This window comes from Anaeromicrobium sediminis (assembly GCF_002270055.1).
Taxonomy (GTDB): Bacteria; Bacillota; Clostridia; order Peptostreptococcales; family Thermotaleaceae; genus Anaeromicrobium; species Anaeromicrobium sediminis.
Genome location: NZ_NIBG01000009.1, coordinates 37,290 through 60,226 on the forward strand (window position 1 = coordinate 37,290; position 22,937 = coordinate 60,226).

Sequence of the window (22,937 nt, forward strand, 5' to 3'; positions counted from 1 at the left end):
TTTGGAAATTATAAGAATTTAAAATTACAGGAAAAGAAGGGGGAAACTAAATTGGAAACATTTTTTATGCCAGCAGCAGGTGCTATTATTGAGAAGGTAGCAGATGGAGTGTCACATATTTTAGTACAAGAGAGGTTTAATCCTAAAATACCAGAGGAATATGGTCTTATAGAAATACCAGCTGGTAGAATTAGAGCCTTTGAAAATATATTTGATGCTTTAAGAAGAGAAGTAAAAGAGGAGACAGGATTAACTCTTACTCATATACAGGGAGAAGATGAAGCCACAAGTTATGAATGCAATGGATATAATATTGTAAATTATACTCCCTTTTCCGTCACTCAAAATACAAAGGGCAATTATCCTATTATAGTTCAAGTGTTTATTTGCAAAGCTGAAGGTGAGCCTTTAAAGGAGACAGATGAATCTAGGAATGCACGGTGGATACCAATTAGGGAACTTCACCAGTTTTTAGAAAATGAAGATTATGCATTTTTCCCTATGAATATTATAACTTTGAAAAAATATTTAAAACTGAAAAAAGACCAGGGGGTCCTACTTTAAAGATACAATAAATTGTATTAATAAGATATAATCTAGATTAAAGAATAACGTAAGTTTTAATCATTTTTAATAGTTTATAAAAGTTAAATCTTTAATTTGGGGTTGAGAGAATGAAGAAAAAATTAATACTTATTACTCTAGAGGTAGAACCTAAAGAAAAATATACAAGAGATCTAAAGGATTTTTTTGAAGATTATTTAGAAGTGGAAGGCTATAGTATACGTGAAGGAATATATGAAAAAATACAAGGGGACTTGGCTTTAGTAACCTCTCCCATATTACCTGGTATTGCTCAAAAATATCTTTCAGAGGAAATAGAAATTATATATATGAATAGAACTTTTATGAAGGGAAGCTTAGATCCTTTGCATAATATACCAGAAGGTACGGAAGCTATGCTTGTAAATAATAATGACATAGGAACTATAGGAACTATATCCCTTTTATATGAAATGGGAATTAAGCATATAGATTTTAAACCTGTGTATCCTAATCTAGATAATATTCCTGACCTTAAGTATGCAGTAACTCCTGGACAGATGGCATATGTACCTAAAACTGTAGAAAAGGTTTTTGATATAGGCTGGCGAGTTATTGATATTTCAACTTTGATGAACATAATTACAAAGCTTGATATATTAAATGAAAGAATTGATGAAAAATTAGAAAGATATTTAAAAAATATTATTCCAATTAATCAAGGTTTTAATTTTATATTTGAAAATACAAATAAAATGAAAAATCAATTGAATGTTATTTTAGACGTGATTGATGATGGGGTTATGGTTGTAGATAAGGAATATAAGGTTTTACATTTAAATAAATCTATAGAAAAAATACTTGGCATCCAGGAACAAGATATTTTAAATAAAAATATAAAAGACTTAATAAAATCGTCATCTGTGTTAAATGAATTGGTAAAAGAAGATAATATACAAAATTATATAGTGAAATATAATCTAACAAATAAAAGTTTAATTGTTACAAAGAGACCTATAAAGACACATGGAAATATCTATGGTTATGTTTTGATTATCAAAGATAAGACGGAAATAGAAAATTTAGAGAGTCAATTGAGAAAACAACTAGTAGATAAGGGCCATGTGGCTAAATATCATTTTCAAGATATAATAGGTGTTAGTGAAAACTTAATAGAATGTAAGACTAAGGCAAAAAAAATCAGCAAAATTGATTCTCCTGTTTTAATTATTGGAGAAAGTGGAACAGGGAAAGAACTATTTGCCCAGTCTATACATAATTTTTCTAGGCGAAAAAATCAACCTTTTTTAGCAGTAAATTGTGCCACTTTATCATCTGATCTATTAGAAAGTGAATTGTTTGGATATGAGGAAGGGGCCTTTACTGGAGCTAAGAGGGGTGGTAAAAAAGGCCTTTTTGAACTAGCACATAAAGGTAGTTTATTTTTAGATGAGATTGGAGAATTACCTGTGGACACTCAGGTTAAACTTTTGAGGGTATTACAGGAAAAAGAGGTAATGAGGATGGGTGGTATACGTGTTATTCCTGTAGATGTAAGGGTTATTGCAGCAACCAATAGGAATTTAAGGGAATTAATGGAAAAGGGGAAATTTAGAAGTGATTTGTATTATAGATTAAATGTATTACCCTTATATTTGCCTCCTCTACGAGAGAGGAAGGACGATATTCTTTACTTGATAAAGGATATTTTAAATGAAATATCTATGGGCAATAAACAAATTCATACTGAACTTTTACATATATTAAAGAACAATTATTGGGGTGGAAATATAAGAGAATTGAGAAATTGTATAGAATATATGGCATACATGGGGGACGAAGTATTAACCATAAGGGACCTTCCTCCAGATTTCAGTAAATCAGATTGCTCAAATGAAAAAATAGAAGAAGAATGGTTATTTTCTCAACTACATATGGAAGATAATAATATAGCAAAAGAAATATTAAGTATTTTAAAATATAAGAATGCTGGAAGAAGGGCCATATACGATGAACTAATTGAAAGGAATTATAACATATCGGAACATAAAATTAGAAACATAATGGATTTTTTAAATTCTAATGAGTATATAACATATGGTAAAGGTAGAAAGGGTTCTTTCTTAACTCATAAGGGAAAAGAAGTTACGAGAAAAATTAAATAATGGGATGTTAATGGGATGGTATAAGGGTGAAAAAACTAATACCATCCCGTTTTTGCTATGTTTTAAATCTTTTATCACCTAATAAATAAAATTTTTTTTTGTCTAAGACATATTAATTAGTAAAAGAAATTCCTAGGCTGTAGAAATTTTTTTAATTAGATTATTCAATTAGTATATCCATATTAAAGCTGTTGGTATAAATATTGCTTTTCTAAGTTAGTGAAATATTTCATACAAAGGGAGGTGATAGATATGCCAAATGAAGAATATGTAAAAGAAGTATTTGATTATCTTCATTCAATACCTGAAACAGGACTTAATGAATTTAAAACCTCACAATTTATTGGAAATGAATTAAAAAGATTTGGATATGAGGTTATAGAGAATATTGGACAAACGGGAATAGTTGCAATAATGAGGGGTTCAGAAGATGGGGTATGCTTAGGTGTAAGAGCGGATATGGATGCACTTGAGTTCGAAATGGAAGGAAAAAAGACAAATATTCATGCTTGTGGACATGATGCAAATTGTACCATGGTATTAGGAGCAGCAAAGGAAATATCTGAAAAGGGTATATTAAAAGGAATAATAATGTTCATATTTCAACCGGCTGAAGAAATATCAAAGGGAGCAAAGCTGATTTGTGAATCCAATATACTTCATGACGTAGACGAATTAGTAGGAATACATCTTAGACCAATTGAAGAGGCTAAATTAGGCGAAGGGACTCCGGCCCTATATCATGGGGCTTCAAATGCAATAAATGTGGAGATATTTGGATTAGAATCCCATGGAGCAAGACCCCATTTGGGGATAAATGCCATAGACGCTGCTTCCTTATGTATTAATGCAATTAATTCAGTAAGGGTTGATCCTAGAATTGCCCATTCTGCTAAAGTTACTAAAATAAGTTCATCTGGCTCAGCTCATAACATAATTCCTAGCAAGGTAAGCATGACCCTTGATGTAAGGGCTCAAAATAACCAGACGATGGATAAATTGATAGAAGCCATTAAAAGGGCTGTTTCCATGAGTGCTCAATCAATTGGTGCAAAGGCTAAGATAGAAGTTCCAGCAGGTGTTATAGCAGCTGAATATGACAGGGGGATGATTGAATCTGCTAAAGAATCTATAATAGAGGTACTAGGAAGTTCTCTAGATCCTATTGTTACTCCTGGGGGAGAAGATTTTCATTACTATAATAAGGCTCTTAATATAAAGTCCACCTACATAGGATTAGGTGCTGATTTAGTTCCTGGATTGCATCATCCACAGATGGCCTTTGATTTAAAGGCATTAGAGTATGGCAAGGATATTATAATTAAATTTATAGAAAAAAGATTAGGATAATTATGTTATTAAAAGTTTAAATTAAGGAGGTTATTTTATGGCGAATTCCATTACTTCAAACAAAAATAAGAAAAAGTTTAAGATTCCAAATACATATACATTGATTATGTTATTTGTTATAATTGCAGTTCTTTTAACTTATATTATACCTGCTGGCCAATATGAAATGGTTAAAGATGACGTAACAGGAAAGACTTTAATTGATCCTAATTCATTCCACTTTGTTGAAAAAAATCCAGTAGGAATAATGGGCTTTTTACTATCAATAACAAATGGTATGACAGGTGCGGCGTCAATAATATTTTTAGTATTTTTAGTAGGAGGATATTTTCAGATTGTAAATGATACGGGAGCTATTGATTCTGCTATAAACTTATCTATTAATAAATTAAAGGATAAAGCTCTTTTGGTTATTCCTATCATTATGGCTCTAATGTCTGTACTAGGGGCATTAGGTATAATAGTAAATGCAGCCATTGCATTTATACCAATTGGAGTAGCATTAGCTAAAAAGTTAAAATTAGATCCAGTTGTTGGAATATCTATTATGTATCTTGGTGCCTATTCAGGCTTCACATCTAGCCCTATGGGTCCATTTAATACTGTATTAGGTCAAACAATTGCAGGTATCCCTATAATGTCTGGATTTGGATTTAGATCTATAGTGTGGGCTGCAATTTTCTTAGTAACACTATGGTATACAATTTCTTATTCCAAAAAGCTTCAAAAGGATATTAATGATAGTGTATTAGATAAAATAGAATGGTCTGATAAAGAAGGCGCAGAAGATGAACCTAGTGAGTTTAACTTTAGACATGGTTTGATTTTATTAGTTTTAACAGCTGGATTTGCACTTTATGCATATGGATCATTTAAACTAAAATGGAAACTTAATTATCTAAGTGCTATTATGCTAGCAGTTGCATTAATAAGTGGATTTATAGGAAAGATGCATCCAGATGATATGGCAAAATCTTTTATATCTGGATGTAAAAGCATGGTTTATGGAGCACTAGTTATTGGTTTTGCTAAGGCAATTACAATAGTTTTAACGGATGGAAAGGTAATACATTCAATCATTTATTATATGTCCATGCCATTATCTAAGGTACCGCCTACCATTTCTAGTATACTAATGTTTTATATAAACTTAATTTTCAACTTCTTTGTTCCATCTGGTTCAGGGCAAGCAATGGTTGTTATGCCTTTAATGGCACCTATGGCCGATGTGGTTAATGTAACTAGACAGGTTGCAGTTTCTGCATATCAATATGGAGACGGATTTTCAAATACCATAATTCCTACGTCAGGAGTTTTAATGGCTACATTAGGTGTAGCAAAAGTTCCCTATGAAAAATGGGTAAAATTTATGTTACCATTATTTGGCCTTTGGGTGTTAATAGGTACTTTAGCAGTTGCAATTGGTACAATGATTGGATGGTCGTAACGATTGATTGAGAAGTATAATAGTAAGAAGAGGATAGTTAATCAATCCTCTCCTTACTATTTATTATAATGAAGCTTCTTTTCTCCTATTATTAACTTTTTCTAAAAATGTTTCAATTAAACTATATATAACAGGGATTACAACCATTGTTAAAAAGGTTGATACAATCAATCCTGCCATGAGAGATACTGCCATGGGTGCAAATAAACTACTACCTGAGAGTGCTAATGGTACAAGGCCCATAATTGTAGTAGCTGCACTAAGGACAATGGCATTAAATCTTTTGTCAACAGAATCAATACAAGCATGATCTATATCATATCCTCCTTTTCTTGCATCATTAATATATTCTATCAATAATATACCATTTTTAACAACTAGCCCAATTAAAGCAATAATTCCTAAGAAGGCTGTTAGGGACAGTGGTTGATTAAATAAATATAGGCCAATTATACAACCTATTAATGACAAGGGTACTGTCATCATAATAACAATAGGCTGAATAAACGAATCAAATTGAATGAAGAGAATTACATAAATAAGGAATATGGCTAGACCTGCCAATAGAATAACATTTCCAAAAGTATCTGCAATATCTTCTCTTTCGCCTTTAAATTGAATATTTACTCCTGAGATATCCAATTTAGGTAAAAGTTCAGTTTCAATAATATTTGCTATTTCAGATGAATTATACCCTGGTAGCACATCACTCTTAATTTGTATTGTTAATTTTCTTTTAAATCGATTTACCTGATCCAATTTTGATTCATATGTAACCTGGCCATATTGTTTAATTGGTACTTTCTTACCAGTAATTGAAGATTTAATTTGCAGATTTTCAAGGTCTTCAATCTTATTCATTGGACTTTTTACTAAAATATCATATTCTTTACCATCTTTTCTATAAACAGATGCCTCTGCACCATATAATGCAATATTCACTTGTCTTTGAATATCATACTTTGAAATGCCTAAATTAGTAGCTTTATTACCATCTATTTTTACAAGATATTGTAAAGTTTTATCGTTCATATTATGGCGTACATTTGTTGTTCCCTCAATCTTTTTGATTTCATTTCTTATTAAATCTGATACTTCTTTGATTCTCTCTACACTTTCTCCTGAAACATTTAATCTTATTTTAGCTCCTGGTTCAGCAAGTGCCAATAATTGTACACTGAAATTACCACTAGGAATATTTTCATCTAAAAGAGTTTGTATATGACTTGACAACTCACTATTAGTATTAAATTTTCTATCTTTCTCATCTCCTAAATCAAATTTACATACCATTTGAGCAAAATCATTTGATGGCGTAGGAGGATTTAAGGTTACATAAAATTTTGGCATACCCGTTCCTATGGAAACTGTATAACTAGTAATCTCCTTTTCCTTTGATAAAAGATTTACTACTTGGTCAGTTAATTTTTCTGTCGTCTCAATATCCCCTGATTTTTCTGAGGTAATATCTATATAAAGTATATTTTTATCGGCAAATGGAAAAAATTCTTGGGGTAGTACAGGCATAACAAACTGTATAACTAAGATTAATGTAATAAATGTAACAGAAGTAACTGTAATTTTTCTCTTCAATCCAATTACCAATAAATTTTTGAAAAATACTCTAAGCCAACCCTCCTTTTCATTTTTCTTATTGCTCTTTTTAAAGAATATAGTAGCCATCGCTGGTGTTATAAACATTGAAACAATGTATGCTGCAATGATAGAAATAATCAATACCTGAGGAATCGACTTTAAAAAATCTCCAGCAGCTCCTGGTATTCCTAAAAGGGGAGAAAAGGCAGCTACAGTCGTAAGGGTTGCTGTAAATATTGGTACGGCTGACATACTGGTTCCTTTAAAAGAAGCTTCTATTCTTTCTTCTCCTCCATCAATTCTTACCTGAATGGTGTCACTAATAACAATGGCATTATCAACTAAAACTCCCAACGCAACAATAAGGGCTGTCAAAGACATTTGATGTATATATATTTTCATTGCATACATAACTATGAAAGTCATGAGTATAGACATGGGAATAGCGGCTGAAACAACTACTGCATTCCTCATACCCATTCCTAAAAATACTACAATAATTACAAGTATAATCCCTTCAACAAGATTTATCATGAAATCATTGGTTGATTTACTTACAGAATCAGGCTGATAAACGACTTCCTCTACAATGAGATCTTCAGGAAGGGTGGATTTTACATTATCAATAGCCTTTCGTACATCTTTTCCAATGATGACCACATTCTTACCCTTTTGAAAAAATCCTGTAAGCAATACGGCATTTTTCCCATTTTGCTTATACTTTTGAACATCTTCTGGGTTTTCCATAACTATATGTGCTATATCAGATAGTTTTGTTACAACTCCCGTTTGAGGAGATATACCTATGATTGTATCTTTTACATCTTGTAAGGATGTATAAATTCCAGAGGTTTTTACTTTTATCTTTCCGCTTTCTGTTTTTATGCTTCCTGACGGAATTTCAATATTTTGGCTTCGGAGGATATTATATATATCCTCAAAGGATATACCTAATTGATTCATTTTAGCCATATCTATCTTTACTTTTAATTGTTTTTTTAATTCACCTTCTATTGTAAACTTTGATATTCCGTCAATATCCATTAGTTTATCTTTAAATTGTTTTCCGAAGGATGCAAGCTGTTCATAAGAATATTTTTCTCCCGATAAGCTGATAATGATTCCAGCTGTTTTCACCAAATCCGTATTAACCTCACTAGGTAAGCATCCCTTTGGCAATTCACTACTTACGTCAGCAACTGCATTTCTAACATCTTGCATTGCTTTGTCATTATTTGTACCATTAAAAAAAGATATCACTACAATAGATACGCTATCGTTAGATATACTCTCGGTTTCTTTACACCCTTCAAGCTGTGCCAGTTTATCTTCTATTTTTTTACTTACTAAATCATTCACATCTTTTGGAGATGCTCCAGGATAAGGAGTTACAACCATTGCATAGGGAGCAGCCACATCTGGGCTCTCTTGTCTTGGCAACAAGTGATATGACAAAGCTCCCATAACAGCAATGATAACAGATAAAAACAGTGTAACTCTTCTTTTCTGGATTAATACTTTTATTAAACTACTCATAAAACCCCCCCTATTTTGTAATATTAACCTTTAGTCCGTCATTTAAATTTTTCATTCCACTTACTACTAAAAATTCTCCGTCTTTTACGCCATTAATCATAACGTGATCTTTATTAATATTACCTAATTGTACGGTTCTTTTATAAACTCTATTTTCTTTTACAATATATACATAATTTTCTCCATCAGACATAATAGATGCAATTGGTATCCATACACCTTTTTCCATGCCCACATTGAGCTCAACCTGTGCAATAGATCCTAATTTAAAGTGCTTCTCATTTACAGTAATTTCACCTTTGTATGTTCTTGTATCCTCATCTGGAGCTTCAGCTATATTTGTTATTACTCCATTTACTTTCTCTCCGTCTACATGGCTGATAGCTTTTGTTCCAAGTTTAATTTTCTTTAGATCCTTTTGAGCAATGCCTATGTTTATGATCTGTTCTTTACTTCTAACAATGGCAACGGGATTTCCCTCAGGAGCAAGCTCTCTTTCTTTATAGAGAGTGTCTACTACACTTCCTGTTATTGTTGCATAAATAGTTGAATCATCAAGTAAGCTTAACTTATATTCATAATCTGTCTTTGCTACCTCATATTGAGATTTTGCTTGATTATAAGTAGTTTCTGACATATCCATTTTTAACTTTATTTGATCATATTCATTTTTAGATATGGTTGCACCATCATATAATTTTTTCATCTTACTAAAATAATCTTTGTCATAGATATAGGAATCTTTAGCCTTTTTTATATTAAATTGTGCAGTGTCTAATGTGGATTTTGCAGCATCTACTTGGAATTTTAAATCTTGTGTATCAAGCTGAACTAATTTATCTCCTTCTTTTACCTTATCTCCCTTTTCAACAAAAACTCTTCCAATTTTTCCAGACGTTTTAAAGCTGTACTTTATAATGTCTTTAGCATCTACTGTTCCAATATAACTTAGGAAAACAGAATTCTCACTTTGTTGTATTTTTTCAACTTTTACTGCTTTTACTTTTTCTTTTACTGTAGTTCCTTCAGCTTTTGAACATGCTACTAGTAATAAAAGTGTGCTAATCATAAGTAATAGGACTAAAAATTTTTTCATAATCATCTCCCTTTCTTTATATACATGTGAATTGATTTATTCAAAAATAAATAGATGAATCTACAAATTTCAACTTTTTTAAAACTCTTTAACTAATAAATACAATTCAATGATTTAAATTCATTCCATAATGTTATTTGCTAATATCTTCTAGTGACTAATTTTAAGTATATAAGTTTTTAAAATTAGAATCATTCACCATTTTGTTGAACACATATAACAATTTTGTGGAATATATGAAAGAATTTTGTCCAAATACTTATCTTGATTTTTGCGCAACAAAAAACGCCCTATTTTGGGCGAAAATTATAGTTATTCATATAATTTTTCTAATGTAATTAGGGTGACGCCGTGAGGTTTTAATTTAATAGATAAATCCTTATTGCTTTTTTCTGTACAGTCAAAGGTCACCTTTGGAAAAACAATTCTATTTAGGAATTTTTCTTCCTTTTGAGATAATTCTTTTGGCTGACCCATAGCTGTCCAATGGTCAAATATGGATCCATGTTTCTCGTTTAATTCATATCTTGTAATCTTATACTTTCCCATTAAATTTCTTATATATAGAAATATTTCTTTTTCGTCTTTTATTCTGAAAAAAGAATGTTTTTCAAACTTTTCTTCTATATGTTTCTTCTTATTTTCCTCATAATCATATAAAAGAATTTGAAAATCATTATTTTTTTTAGTAATAATATACCCTTTTTCTTTTTCTATCATTTCATTTCCTAAACGTGATAGTAAGTAATAGGCGTAGTAGGAAGCTTTTTTCAGTCCATTAATAGTCATAAGTCCGTTTTCGCCATGGAAAATAGGATTATTTATTTTTTTATTAAAATCTATACTATCTACAGCTTTGATAAAATCTAATGGATTTTTTGAATGTATGGCACTATGTATAATATAGGGAGCCATATAAATCGTATCATATAGAAAGTTTTTGTTAAAATCAGGTATTTTCTCCTCTTTTATTTTTACTTTAGAAGAAATGGATTGAATTACTTTGATAATCTCTTCATAGCCTTTATCATTAGGAACTTCAAATATCCAACTTTCTATTTCTTTTAAACCATATTCTTTTATACAATGGAAAAGAAATCTATTAAAAAAATCAATATGTACATTAGATAAATGGACAAAATGCACACTTATAAAGGGTTTTATATTTATTTTCTGAAAGAAATTTAAAATTTCATCAATATGATTCCAATAAAAAATATGATTTCCATCTGTATCCTTGTGAAAAGCATCCATTTCTTCAAATAATCCAGAAAACTTTATACAATCAAAACGAATTTCTGTCTGCATTTCTTTTAGATAATTTTGATAATTAGTCATAAGGATTTTTTTCGCACTACCTAAATAAATATCTTTTTTCCATGTGTGATGAAAACTTCTTCCGTTTGAATCCGTATTAAGGTAAATAGTTTTAGTCTCTTTTATATATTTTTTTTTGCCTTTGTAGTCATGTAGATAGTTAGTTAAATTTTCTATTGCCACTGATAACTCTAATTCTTCATGTTTTTCAAAAGCTTTCTCTCTTTTATTCTTTTTCCTAAAATGTATAGGCGTATCATTATAGTACTTTGTAAAGTACTTATTTAAGTACCTTGGTGCAGAAAATCCACATTCTAAAGCAATTTGAGAAATTTTCTTATCTGTACCTAATAATAACTTTACAGCTTGGTCTACTCTAAGTGCAGTTATGATTTCTTGAAAGCTATAACCTGATTTTTCCTTAATATCATGAGATAAATAATATAAGCTTATATGCTCCTTTTTAGCAATTTCCTGCAAGCTTATTTTATTCATATAATTTTTTATTACATACTCAAAAATTCGTTCATATCTTTCTATTTGCATTTCATTTTTTATCTCACTAGCACGTATATAATCAAAATGCTCAACTAAATACTCTAATAATGCTTTTGTTAAATTCTGAATTTGATGTTCATTGCTGTTCTCGTATTCATTTATTGTAAATACTATTCGTGCTATATATTTACGTAAAATATGAAACTTTTCTTTATTGCCTTCTTCATTTTCAGGAGAGCAGCAATGAAAATAATACTCATTTATATTAGGATAATATTTTTTGAAGAATTTAGTATCTATTTGCAAAAATAAAAGCTGGTTTTCTTCTTCTGTTTGATGGATCCTATGTGTTTCACCTATGTTGTGAATAACCATATCATTTTCCTTTAGCCACCATGTTTCTGCACCTATACTAAGATGAATAGAACCCTTTAATACAAAGATTATTTCTATTCCATCATGCCAATGAATGATATCATTTATTATACGTTTTACGAATAGTCGAATAGGAAGGTCTTTGCGAGAGGTTAATAATTCATTACTCATGTAATCCTCCTTTTGTTATTCAAATGATTTTTCGTTTAAGTATATCATAATTTTTATTAGGTGCTAACAGAACATTTTATTACACTCTATTAATAATTTTAAACCTAATGGAGAGAAATGAAAATATTTTTAGAGGGTCCTTTGCCTTAAAAGATTATATTATCTTTTTTTACATTTTTTACATTAATGTTACATTTACTTTGAAAAAGAATATTTGCTGCCATATCATACTAATAATGATAATGGGTCTAAGATATTCCTATGAATGAAATATAAATTAGTGGGAAGTAATACTACCTAGACCTTGAAACTATCTAAAAGGGAGTGGACTTATGAAGTGTAGAAAAAGATTTATTAATCTATTGCCATTTATCGTAACTGCTTTTATTATGATAGCAGGATTAAGTGCTGTGACTACTGATGTTTATGCATCCTCAGGGGACATTAAAATAGTAGGAATAAAAGCATATAATGGAAAATATCTGGGAACAGAAAAGAGTGGAAAGGTAGAGGCGGATAGAAGGAAAGTTGAAAGGTGGGAGACCTTTGAGCTAATTTCTTTGGGCAATAATAAAATTGCAATAAGGGGATATAATGGGAAATATTTATGTGCAGAAGGTGGCGGAGGAAAGGATGTAGTTTTTAACCGAGATCAGATTAGAGAATGGGAGACCTTTCAATTAGTCTATGTAAGTCATGGGAAATATGCATTAAAGACATATAAGGGTAAATATGTATGTGCTGAAAATGGAGGCGGAGGAAAAGTAGTAGCAAATCGTGATAAGGTTGGAAAATGGGAGACCTTTGAATTTGTAAAAAGTGAGTTTGAACTACCCGACTTTGAATTTGAAGATGAAATAGCATTAATGGCTGAAAATGGGAAATATTTAACTGCAGAAGATGGCGGTGGAGAAGAAATCATCGCAAGTAGCAGCAGAATTAATAGTTGGCAGAAGTTTGAATTGATTCAGTCAAGAGATAATAAAGTAGCATTGAAAGTGCACAATGGAAAATATGTGGACGTTGAAGATAAAAAATCAGGCGAAATTGAAGCGGACAGCAGCAGAATTGATGATTCAACTAAGTTTCAAATTGTTTACTTAGGAAACAATAAGATAGCTCTTAAAGGATATAATGGAAAGTTCTTAGGTATTGAAGATGATGATAATGAGCTTATGGCCAATTATGATAAAATAAGCAGATGGTCTACCTTTAAATTAGTTAATATTTCAGATAAAGATTATAATTATGAAGAATTTAACTTAAGGGCAGAATCCAGTTATAATGGTATAAGTTTTCGTTGGAATGATTTAGATGAATCAAGAGTAATAGGATATAACCTCTATAGAGGAACTAGTAGGGGAAGGAAATCCAGTACTCCTATTACGGATTTTCCAATAGATGGTACATCCTACACTGATAAAAATGTAGAAGATGACACTACTTATTATTATATAATGAAAGCAGTTTTTAAAGATGGTTCCTTAAGCAAATCTTCAAATGAGGTGAAAGTAAGATCAGAATGGACAAATAATAAAAATAATAAAATAATACTTAAAGTAGGAAGTAAGTACATGACAGTGGATGGTAAGAGAAGAGAAATAGATCCTAGAAGAGGCACTAAAATGATTATTAAAAATGGAAGAACATTCCTACCTATAAGAGCATTTATAGAATCCATTGGTGGTAGAGTTTACTGGGATGGAAATAGGAAGGAAGTTAAAATTTTAGTAGATGATATGGACATTAGGCTTTGGATTGGTAGCAAAACGGCAAAGATTAATGGTAGGAAAAAATATAATGATGTGGCTCCATATATATCAGATTCTTCTAGAACCATGATTCCTCTAAGATTTATTGTTGAAAATTTAGGCTGTGATGTAAAATGGGATGGACCAACCCAGACGGTAGAAATAGAAGTTGATTAAAAATAAGTGTTAATAATAAATGAAAAAGAGATAAGTAGATACTTATCTCTTTTTCATTTATCAAATTTTTATATAAGTATTATAATTATATTTCATTGTCAGAAAAGGTTTAGGGAACTATAATTATAGATAGTATTAAAATTGAAAGGTAGAAAATGATGAATAATATAGGATTTAACAAATATGGAATTAACAAAGAAATAATAAGGGCATTAAATGTACTAGGATATGAAAAACCTATGGAAGTTCAATCTAAAGTAATTCCCCTAGTACTTGAAGGAAAAGATTTAATAGTAAAATCTCAAACGGGTAGTGGAAAAACAGGAGCCTTTGCCATCCCCCTTTGTGAGAAAATTGAACTTGAGACTAATAAACCTCAGGCACTAGTTTTAACACCTACTAGGGAGTTGGCAGTGCAAGTTAGTGATGAAATTACTAATATAGGAAAGTTTAAAAAAATTAGAAGTGTGAAAGTATATGGAAAACAACCTATACAAATGCAAATAAGACAATTAAAACAAAGGGTTCATGTGGTAGTGGGAACTCCTGGAAGAATTAGTGATCATATAAAGAGAAAAACTATTAAACTAGAAGATTTAAAATATCTAGTTATAGACGAAGCAGATGAACTTTTAAACAGAGGTTTCATAGACCAAGTGGAAGATATTATAAAAAAGCTTCCCCATGATAGAAAAACCTTACTTTTTTCTGCAACTATGCCTGAAAAAATAAGGGAAATATGCTCAAAATATATGATAAGCCCAGAACAAATCCAGATAGAATCGAAAAATCCAACTACTAAAAAGATTAAACAGGCCTTTTATGAAGTAGAAGAGAGGGATAAAGTTTCACTACTGAAGAATATTATAAATGAAGAGGAACCAGAAAGTTGTATTATATTTTGTAATACGAGACAAGGGGTTGAAAAGTTAACTAACAAATTAAAAAGACAGGGATATTATTGTGAAGCACTCCATGGAGGCATGCATCAGAATATTAGACTTAGGACCATATCTAAGTTTAAGATGGGACAATTTAATTTTTTAGTAGCTACAGATCTGGCAGGTAGAGGAATTCACGTGGATAGTTTATCCCTAGTTATTAACTATAATGTGCCCTTTGAAAATGAAGCCTATGTACATAGAATAGGAAGAACTGGACGAGTAGAGGAAAAGGGCATAGCCATATCATTAGTATCATCTAATGAGGAAGAGAGATTTAATGAACTTAAAGAGTATTTAAACTATGAAATACCAAAGGGAAAGATGAACAATAAAAAGCCTAAAGTAATGAACGAGAAGTTAAAGAAAAAGCCTAAAATCCAAAGGGATGTGGCAGAAAACTTTAATAAGGATATTACAAGGATACGTATAAATGTAGGAAGTAAGAAAAAAATTAGATCAGGAGATATATTAGGAGCCCTTACTAATATTAAGGGAGTAAGTGGAGAAGACATTGGTATTATTGATATTCAAGATACCTGTTCATATATAGAAATATTCAACAAAAAAGGGGATATGATCTGGAAGGCACTCCAAAATAATAAAATAAAAGGAAAGAATATAAGTGCTAAAAAGATTAGAATTAGACGTAGCACAAATAGATTTTAGAATATGTATTAAGGGGCTCTTTCACAATAAAATGTGAGAGAGCCCCTTAATTATAATAAGCTAAAGTTTTTAATATTTACCTACATAATCCCATCCCATTGGAATGCCTTTCTCTCCTGGTTTCCAGTTAGCTGGTACTCCTAACCCAGTTTTTGAGTTGTACTGTAAACCTTGTATAATTCTTAAAATTTCGTATATGTTTCTCCCAACAACTTGTGGATTAACTAAATAAGCTTGTAGATTTCCATCAGGATCTATTATGAAGGCGCCTCTATATGCAAATCCTCCTTTTTTATTTACAACTCCATACTTTTTAGATACTTCTTTAGACCTATCAGACAGGAGCGGATAATTTATTTTTTTTCCAGAAGGTGATGTTTGCATAAAAATCTTATGAGAGTAGATACTATCCGTACTAATGGCTAGTACTTGTGTATTTAAAGCTTGAAAATTTTTATATGAGTCAGCAACTGCTGCTAATTCAGTAGGTCAAACAAATGTAAAATCTGAACCATAGAAAAATACTACTACCCATTTACGCTTATAGTCCGATAATGAAACCATCTTAGGCTGCCCATTAACAATACCCTGTAATGTAAATCCAGGTGCAGGATCACCCAAATTAAAAGCTCTATAATATTTTTTATCCTTAGTAGGTACATGAGAGTCGTGCGCATTAATTGAATTTGTATATATGTCCTGATTCATGGAATATAAATATGGATTATACATTTACCTAATACCCCCTTAGTATTAGTATATTATCCTTGTCTTTCTTTGTTACAGGATAAATTTTAAATAGGTCAACAGTAACTAATACATGTGAAACCTTATACAATACTTAAATTTATGTATGAATACTTCATAAGGGAAATAAATATATATTAATAAATTTTTAATGTAATAGGGGGGAGAATTATGGGCAATAGGCATATGATAGAGTTAATATTACAATTGGGGATGGCTTTATTTTGGACTATAACATATATACTTATTATAAGAAAAGGGTTTAAGGATAGAGCACATGGAATGCCTATGGTTGCACTCTGCGCCAATATTTGCTGGGAGTTTATATTTTCTTTCATATATCCGGCAGAGGGGATACAACTTATTGTGAACATAGTATGGTTTTCATTAGATTGTGTTATTGTACTGCAATTTTTCATCTTTGGATGGAAAGAGTTTAAAAAATATACGCCACTGAGATATTTTTACCCCACATTTATATTTGGACTAATTTTAAGCTTTTTTATAATTGTTGCCATATCAAGGGAGTTTAATGATTTCAGAGGAAAGTATGCTGCCTTTAGTCAAAATTTCATCATGTCTGCATTGTTCATATCATTGATTCTTAAGAGGGGAAATTTAAAAGGCCAATCACTATATATAGGGATTTGTAAAATGGTAGGAAGTTTATGTGCATCTATCATAGCCTTTGCCTATTATAGGTCTCCATTAGTAATGGTTTTAGCCACGAGCATTTTTCTACTAGATTTAATTTATATAGGTTGTTTATGTAAAGTTTCATCAAAAAATAAAACTAGTACATGGACAAATACATAGTAAATACAATGAAATTAAAAAAACTGGGTTAAAGAAGAGTGCTTCTTACCCAGTTTTATTTTGAAAATTTATATCCATTATTAATATTTATTAAATCTCTAAATATAGAAGCTGCAGCTGGGGTAACTCCAGAAGCACCTCCTATTAAGGTTAAATCACCTAAGGTAGATGAAGTGTATCTTAGCCCCTTATTTTTACCGTCCACATTATATAGGGGATGGGTAGATTCTAATAGTTTTAGTCCCACACTAGTACTAACAACATTATTTTCTTTTGTGGTTCTACCAATGAGCTTATATTTTTTATTTTCTTTTTGAGCCTCTAATATATGATTAGGTGTAATATGACTGATGCCATGTACTTTCGTATCATTTAGAGTCTTATTTTCCTTCATAAGTACATTGGTTAATATGAGTAATTTGGTGGCCGTATCCCAACCATCCACGTCTAAGGACGGGTTAGCTTCTGCGATTCCCAATCTTTGGGCAGTTTTTAAAGCCTCGTCATAGGTGCATGATGTATCCTCCATTTCCTTTAATATGAAATTAGTAGTACCATTTAATACACCTTCTATGGACGTGATATCGGCTCCTGCCATATCAAATAGACCTCCATTAATACTAGGAAGGGCACCTCCCGTAGTACATCCTATGGCAAGTTGAACATTATTTTTAATGGCAATATTATTTAATTCATTATAATTTAATAATATAGGTCCCTTATTTCCTGTTATTACATGGATTTTATTCTCAAGGGCTGATTTCATGTGAGTAAATGCAGGTTCACCTGTATCCTTATTTGTGGGAGTTAATTCTATTAGAATATCTATATTCTTATCATTTAATATTTCATTAAAGGTCAAGTTAGAACTTCCACCATGAGGATAATCTATTAAATTTCCTTTATTACTAGTAAAATTCAATAGATTATTGTAGTCTATACCCTTTGGATCATATACTCCTCCCTTAGAATTTAAAATATAATTTATCTGTATAGAAATTTTTTCTCTTTTTAAGTAATCTTCTTTAGAAGAAATTAACTCTATGAATGCTTTTGAAACTCCTCCATAACCTAATACTGCAATATTCATATAAAACTCCTTTACTATGCCTTAAAACTTTTCTCTTAAAACTAAATCCCACTTATTCTTATCCTTAAATGGAATCTTCATAACAAGGTCTTCTTCATTATATGAAATAAAGTTTAAATAGTAAAATTTTTTACTTTTACTTGTTTTAACAGATGACCAATTAAAATCCTTTATATAATTCCAGTTATATTTATCACTGTTTATATAAATGCCACTTTCATATAAGCCATTTTTACTCATAAGTAAAATACCTGCGACACCATAAGATGAAAAAATCAGACCGGCCATAAGAGGATAAAAGAGGACCTCATTTTTATAGTACACAGATAATAGGTTCTTTGTCTCAGAAAGTTTCAAGGAAATATAGTTAAGAAATTCTACAAAATTATGAATATTTAATTGGGAACTTTCTAATATATTGAAAAAATCTCTAAAATGAAAAATACCCATCAATAAAGATGCACTTATGAAAAATGGAAGATAGTCATTACCAAAGGATAGGGCTGATCTAAGTATTAAAGTATCCTTTTGAAGATTATAAAGTTTCAAGAATATGAAAAGTATAGAAGAAACTAAAATAAATAATTTAAAAAAATGAACCATAATTAGACCTCCTTGTATAGATGAGAGTGTTGAAAATAACAAGCTTAAGAGGTGATTTAAATGGCATGAATGAATTTCCACAATAAAAGAAAATTCAATTTATTTTACAAAATATTTATACTTCTTGAAGATTTTCGAAACTAGGATATTATACTAAATTTAATGAAAAATCTAAATATGAAAGTTTCATTAGATAAACTTTCTCAAATCATTATAGAGAAATTATATTTACAGAAGATATAATTTCAACTTGACTAGAATCTTAAAAAATTAGCTTACTAACTTGAGTTGCTTAGAATCTTACATTAATTATGTAAGTATATCTCAACAATATGACAATCTATTTTAGCAAGCCTACTCATTGTAAAGAATACAGACACTCTTTACTTATCCTAATTTCAATAACCTAAAACTTAATTTAGATTGAAGGTAAATACTATAACCTAAGCCCGTATAGTATTTACCTAAACGTTGGGAATACGATTTCACAGCCATTTAATGTATAGAACCCCTTATGAATTAATTCTAGAAAAAATTTAAAATTCCTTCAACTCAAGTTAATTATATTCATTAAAATTAAATTTTATGTGAGGAGGATTAGTATGGAAGCTTTAAAAAAGGCCGGTATGTTGGTTATAAGTATATTCAGTTGTGTATTATTTGCATATCCATTATTTGTCCTATAAGAGACTAATTTTTTATTCAGACTATTACTAGAAGTTTTTAAATTACAAGGAGGATATTTCATGGAAATTGTTAAAGGAATAGGTTTATTATTATTGGCATTATCAGTATTTTCTATATTTAGTATGAAGGCCCCAAAGGGACAAAAGGCCATGTCTGGTTTAGCTAACGCAGCTGTGGCAAGTTTTTTAGTAGAAGCAATTCATAAATATATATTTGGAGATTTTTTAGGAATAGCTTTCTTAGGAGAAGTTGGAAACGCATCAGGTTCTTTAGGTGGTGTTGCGGCAGCAGCTTTAGTACCACTTAGTATGGGAGTTAGCCCTGTTTTAGCCGTATCAGCTGGGATTGCCTTATCAGGCATGAGCATATTACCAGGATTTATAGCTGGATATGCAGTAGGATTAATAGGTCCTAAATTAGAGGAAAAACTACCAGAAGGATTAGATGTAATTGTAAGTGTATTAATTATTGCACCTATGGCAAGATTATTAGCAGTACAAGTGGCACCAGTGGTAGATTCAACTTTAGCTAATATAGGAGATATGATCCTTATAGCAGCTGACCAATCGCCTATAGTTATGGGATTCTTATTAGGTGGTTTAATGAAGATGATATGTACTTCTCCATTAAGTTCTATGGCTTTAACTGCCATGCTTGGATTAACTGGATTACCTATGGGAATTGCAGCTATAGCATGTGTAGGTGGATCTTTCACTAATGGAATTATATTTAAACGTTTAAAATTAGGTGATACTAGTAATGTAACAGCAGTAATGCTAGAACCCTTAACACAAGCAGATATAGTAACGGCAAACCCTATACCTATATTTAGTTCTAACTTTATAGGCGGTGGTCTTGCAGGAATATCAGCAGCATACTTTAATATAATTAATGATGCACCGGGAACTGCATCTCCTATTCCAGGACTATTAGCTCCCTTTGGATTTAATCCACCAATGAATGTAATTCAAGCAGTAGTATTTGCAGTAATAGGAGGAATGATAGGTGGATATATAGTTTCATCTGTAGTTCTATTTATGAGAAAAGAGAAGGCTGTAGCAGTAACTTCTTAAGTAAATAAGGAAGAAATAATATGTAGATACTCATTTAACCCTATGATATAATTATTTATTATAAAAAGAAGGATGTATACACTATGAAAATCAGGAAAACACTAGAAATAGCTCTTTATACGGCGTTAGCAGCACAAATTAGCATTAATTTATTTGTTAAAGATTTTAATATAGCATTTGCAATAATTTTATTTGCAGTATATATGTATGTTTTTCCTGATTTAAATAGAGTATTTTTAGGAATAACCACAGCTACGGCAGTGTATTTAGGGCGTATAGGTGTATATGGTCTAAGTGGAGACATTACTAGGAATACTTTGTATATGTTTTTACCTGAGTTTTTCTTTTACTTATCCTTTGGTATCTTATATAGTATTTTAAATAAAAAAAATACTGATTATGATAAGGAACGGCTATTTGTAATACTAACTTGCTGTGACTTTACGGCAAATATGATAGAGATATATATGAGAATGAAGACAGATCTATTCGAGGATTTTGTTCGTGTAACGGTAACCTTATTTGTAGTAGCCATAATACGTTCAGCTATCGTGAAATTAGTTTTAGATACCATTGATTACTACAAGCTTTTTATATTGAAAAAGGAACATGAAGAGAGATATAGAAAGCTTTTGTGGCTCACATCTAGAATTAAAATGGAAATGTATTGGATAGAAAAGACTTCCGATAATATCGAAAGTGTAATGTCAAAGGCTTATTCATTATTCTGTAAAATATCACAGGATGAAGAACAGGATATCTTAGAAGATTTAGCCTCATCTGTGGCTAAAGACATTCATGAAATTAAAAAAGAGTACAATTTATTTATCCGTGGTGTGGAAGAGATATATGGAAATAAGCTTAAAGATAGAGCTATGGACTTTAAGGAGATTATGTTCATATTAAAGGAAAGTATGGAGACAGAAATAATAAGTCGAGGACAAAATATTCAGGTTTATTATGAATTAGGGAATGACTTTAATACTTGCAAGCACTATTATCTCATGTCTATATTTAGAAATATAATAACTAATAGTATAGATGCTATAAAAGGGGATAGTGGTAAAATATTTTTTACTCACAAGGAAGATGATGAAAACCATATATTTATCTTAAGGGATAACGGATGCGGTATAAAAGAGGAAGACAAGGAGTTCATATTTCATCCAGGTTTTTCTACTAAAATTGATTATAGTACGGGGTCAGTAAATAGGGGACTTGGTTTAAGTTTAGTTCATGATCTTATTAAAAAAGAACTTAAAGGAAATATAAAAATAGAATCTAGATTAAATGAAGGGGTTATATTATATATATCTATTCCCAAAAAAGCTTTAGAGGTGAATCAATAATGAAATTATATATAATAGAAGATGATATTCATATAGTAAAAATTTTGCAAAAAATAATAGAAGATAAAAAATTAGGAGAAGTGGTGGGGTATTCTTTAGATGGAAACAAGGGTCTAGAAGAAATAGGAGAATTGAATCCCCAATTAGTCTTAGTAGATTTATTAATGCCAGGGAAAGATGGACTTCATTTAGTAAAGGAAGCTAAAGAACTATATCCTAAGATGAAATTCATTATGATATCTCAGGTATCATGTAAAGATATGATAGGAAAAGCTTATGAAAATGGTGTGGAGTTTTATATATATAAACCTATAAATGCAATAGAAATTGAGAATGTAGTAAAAAAGGTAGTAGACATATATGAAAAAGAGAATAAACTAATGGATATAGAGAACATCTTTAGTAGAAATAAAAGGGAAAAAGTAGAAGAAGTAGTTGATTATGAGACTAAAATAGTACAAGTCCTAAAGAGAATGGGAATTATCGGACAAGTAGGGACTAAAGATATAATTCAGTTAGTAAAATATTTATTAGTTAGAAATAAGACTATGTCAGATTATACTATAAAAGAGTTATGTGGATATCTTACAGATAACCCTAAATCTATGGAACAGAGAATTAGGAGAACAGCCTATACGGGAATGACAAACATTGCTAATTTGGGAATAGACGACTATTTAAATGATGTGTTCGTTGAGTTTTCAAATAGCGTATATGACTTTAAGCAAGTAAAAAGACAAATGGATTATATAAAAGGTAAAAGCATTATTATGGGATCGGTGAATGTTAAAAAGTTCATAGATGGAATAGTTTTTGCTGCCATGGATAACGGACGTATATAAAATAAAACTCCTGAGAAAATATTTTCTTAGGAGTTTTTTTACTTACTAGGAAATTATAAATTTTCAAAGATGTGGATAAGTAAAAAATTAAGGGGGTG

16 protein-coding genes are annotated in these 22,937 nt (G+C 30.6%); 10 read left to right on the top strand and 6 right to left on the bottom strand.

Annotated features, from left to right (window positions below; genetic code table 11):
- The first annotated feature begins 51 nt into the window (after positions 1-51).
- The 4 genes from CCE28_RS11325 to CCE28_RS11340 all read left to right on the top strand — a co-directional run bounded on the left by CCE28_RS11325 (position 52) and on the right by CCE28_RS11340 (position 5,505).
- Entirely contained in the window at positions 52-564 is a 513-nt protein-coding gene (locus tag CCE28_RS11325) for an NUDIX hydrolase (protein ID WP_242972970.1), read from the top strand.
- A gap of 110 nt (positions 565-674) precedes the next feature.
- Positions 675-2,708, top strand: coding sequence for a sigma-54 interaction domain-containing protein (locus tag CCE28_RS22760; protein ID WP_095133832.1), 2,034 nt, complete (start codon positions 675-677; stop codon positions 2,706-2,708).
- Positions 2,709-2,960: 252 nt separating this feature from the next.
- The gene (locus tag CCE28_RS11335) at positions 2,961-4,058 is read left to right on the top strand and encodes an amidohydrolase (RefSeq protein ID WP_095133833.1); all 1,098 of its coding nucleotides are present in this window, start codon (positions 2,961-2,963) and stop codon (positions 4,056-4,058) included.
- A 37-nt stretch (positions 4,059-4,095) separates the two neighbouring features.
- Entirely contained in the window at positions 4,096-5,505 is a 1,410-nt protein-coding gene (locus CCE28_RS11340; RefSeq protein ID WP_095133834.1) for a YfcC family protein, read from the top strand.
- Positions 5,506-5,568: 63 nt separating this feature from the next.
- Here CCE28_RS11340 and CCE28_RS11345 read toward each other — a convergent pair whose 3' ends face one another.
- From CCE28_RS11345 to CCE28_RS11355, 3 genes are all read right to left on the bottom strand, one after another.
- Positions 5,569-8,637, bottom strand: coding sequence for an efflux RND transporter permease subunit (locus tag CCE28_RS11345; protein ID WP_095133835.1), 3,069 nt, complete (start codon positions 8,635-8,637; stop codon positions 5,569-5,571).
- A gap of 10 nt (positions 8,638-8,647) precedes the next feature.
- The gene (locus CCE28_RS11350) at positions 8,648-9,733 is read right to left on the bottom strand and encodes an efflux RND transporter periplasmic adaptor subunit (protein WP_176461782.1); all 1,086 of its coding nucleotides are present in this window, start codon (positions 9,731-9,733) and stop codon (positions 8,648-8,650) included.
- A gap of 312 nt (positions 9,734-10,045) precedes the next feature.
- Positions 10,046-12,094: a helix-turn-helix domain-containing protein gene (locus CCE28_RS11355; protein WP_095133837.1), complete on the bottom strand. Its 2,049-nt coding sequence runs from the start codon at positions 12,092-12,094 to the stop codon at positions 10,046-10,048.
- Between the two features lie 332 nt (positions 12,095-12,426).
- Between CCE28_RS11355 and CCE28_RS11360 the strand changes: the two genes are divergently transcribed.
- Together CCE28_RS11360 and CCE28_RS11365 are read left to right on the top strand one after the other, a co-directional pair.
- Positions 12,427-14,022 carry a DUF7910 domain-containing protein gene (locus CCE28_RS11360; RefSeq protein ID WP_095133838.1) on the top strand — a complete coding sequence of 532 codons (1,596 nt, stop codon included), beginning with the start codon at positions 12,427-12,429 and terminating at the stop codon, positions 14,020-14,022.
- A 155-nt stretch (positions 14,023-14,177) separates the two neighbouring features.
- Positions 14,178-15,632: a DEAD/DEAH box helicase gene (locus CCE28_RS11365; RefSeq protein WP_330396849.1), complete on the top strand. Its 1,455-nt coding sequence runs from the start codon at positions 14,178-14,180 to the stop codon at positions 15,630-15,632.
- A 69-nt stretch (positions 15,633-15,701) separates the two neighbouring features.
- Here the strand turns inward: CCE28_RS11365 and CCE28_RS11370 are convergent, their stop codons facing one another.
- Positions 15,702-16,253 (bottom strand): peroxiredoxin, encoded by a 552-nt coding sequence (locus CCE28_RS11370; protein ID WP_278277561.1) that lies wholly within the window; start codon positions 16,251-16,253, stop codon positions 15,702-15,704.
- A 297-nt stretch (positions 16,254-16,550) separates the two neighbouring features.
- Between CCE28_RS11370 and CCE28_RS11380 the strand changes: the two genes are divergently transcribed.
- Entirely contained in the window at positions 16,551-17,195 is a 645-nt protein-coding gene (locus CCE28_RS11380; protein WP_095133841.1) for a transmembrane-type terpene cyclase, read from the top strand.
- A 55-nt stretch (positions 17,196-17,250) separates the two neighbouring features.
- Here CCE28_RS11380 and CCE28_RS11385 read toward each other — a convergent pair whose 3' ends face one another.
- Both CCE28_RS11385 and CCE28_RS11390 read right to left on the bottom strand, forming a co-directional pair.
- The gene (locus CCE28_RS11385; protein ID WP_095133842.1) at positions 17,251-18,285 is read right to left on the bottom strand and encodes a homoserine dehydrogenase; all 1,035 of its coding nucleotides are present in this window, start codon (positions 18,283-18,285) and stop codon (positions 17,251-17,253) included.
- A 21-nt stretch (positions 18,286-18,306) separates the two neighbouring features.
- Positions 18,307-18,888 carry a hypothetical protein gene (locus tag CCE28_RS11390; protein WP_095133843.1) on the bottom strand — a complete coding sequence of 194 codons (582 nt, stop codon included), beginning with the start codon at positions 18,886-18,888 and terminating at the stop codon, positions 18,307-18,309.
- A gap of 746 nt (positions 18,889-19,634) precedes the next feature.
- Here CCE28_RS11390 and CCE28_RS11395 point away from each other — a divergent pair.
- The 3 genes from CCE28_RS11395 (at position 19,635) to CCE28_RS11405 (ending at position 22,839) form a co-directional block, all read left to right on the top strand.
- Positions 19,635-20,648 carry a PTS sugar transporter subunit IIC gene (locus CCE28_RS11395; RefSeq protein WP_095133844.1) on the top strand — a complete coding sequence of 338 codons (1,014 nt, stop codon included), beginning with the start codon at positions 19,635-19,637 and terminating at the stop codon, positions 20,646-20,648.
- An 83-nt stretch (positions 20,649-20,731) separates the two neighbouring features.
- Positions 20,732-21,997, top strand: a complete 1,266-nt coding sequence (locus CCE28_RS11400) for an ATP-binding protein (RefSeq protein WP_095133845.1) — start codon at positions 20,732-20,734, stop codon at positions 21,995-21,997.
- On the top strand, positions 21,997-22,839 hold the full coding sequence (locus CCE28_RS11405; RefSeq protein WP_095133846.1) for a DNA-binding domain-containing protein: 843 nt from the start codon (positions 21,997-21,999) through the stop codon (positions 22,837-22,839). Before CCE28_RS11400 ends, CCE28_RS11405 begins: the two co-directional genes overlap by 1 nt.
- The last annotated feature ends 98 nt before the right edge of the window (positions 22,840-22,937 follow it).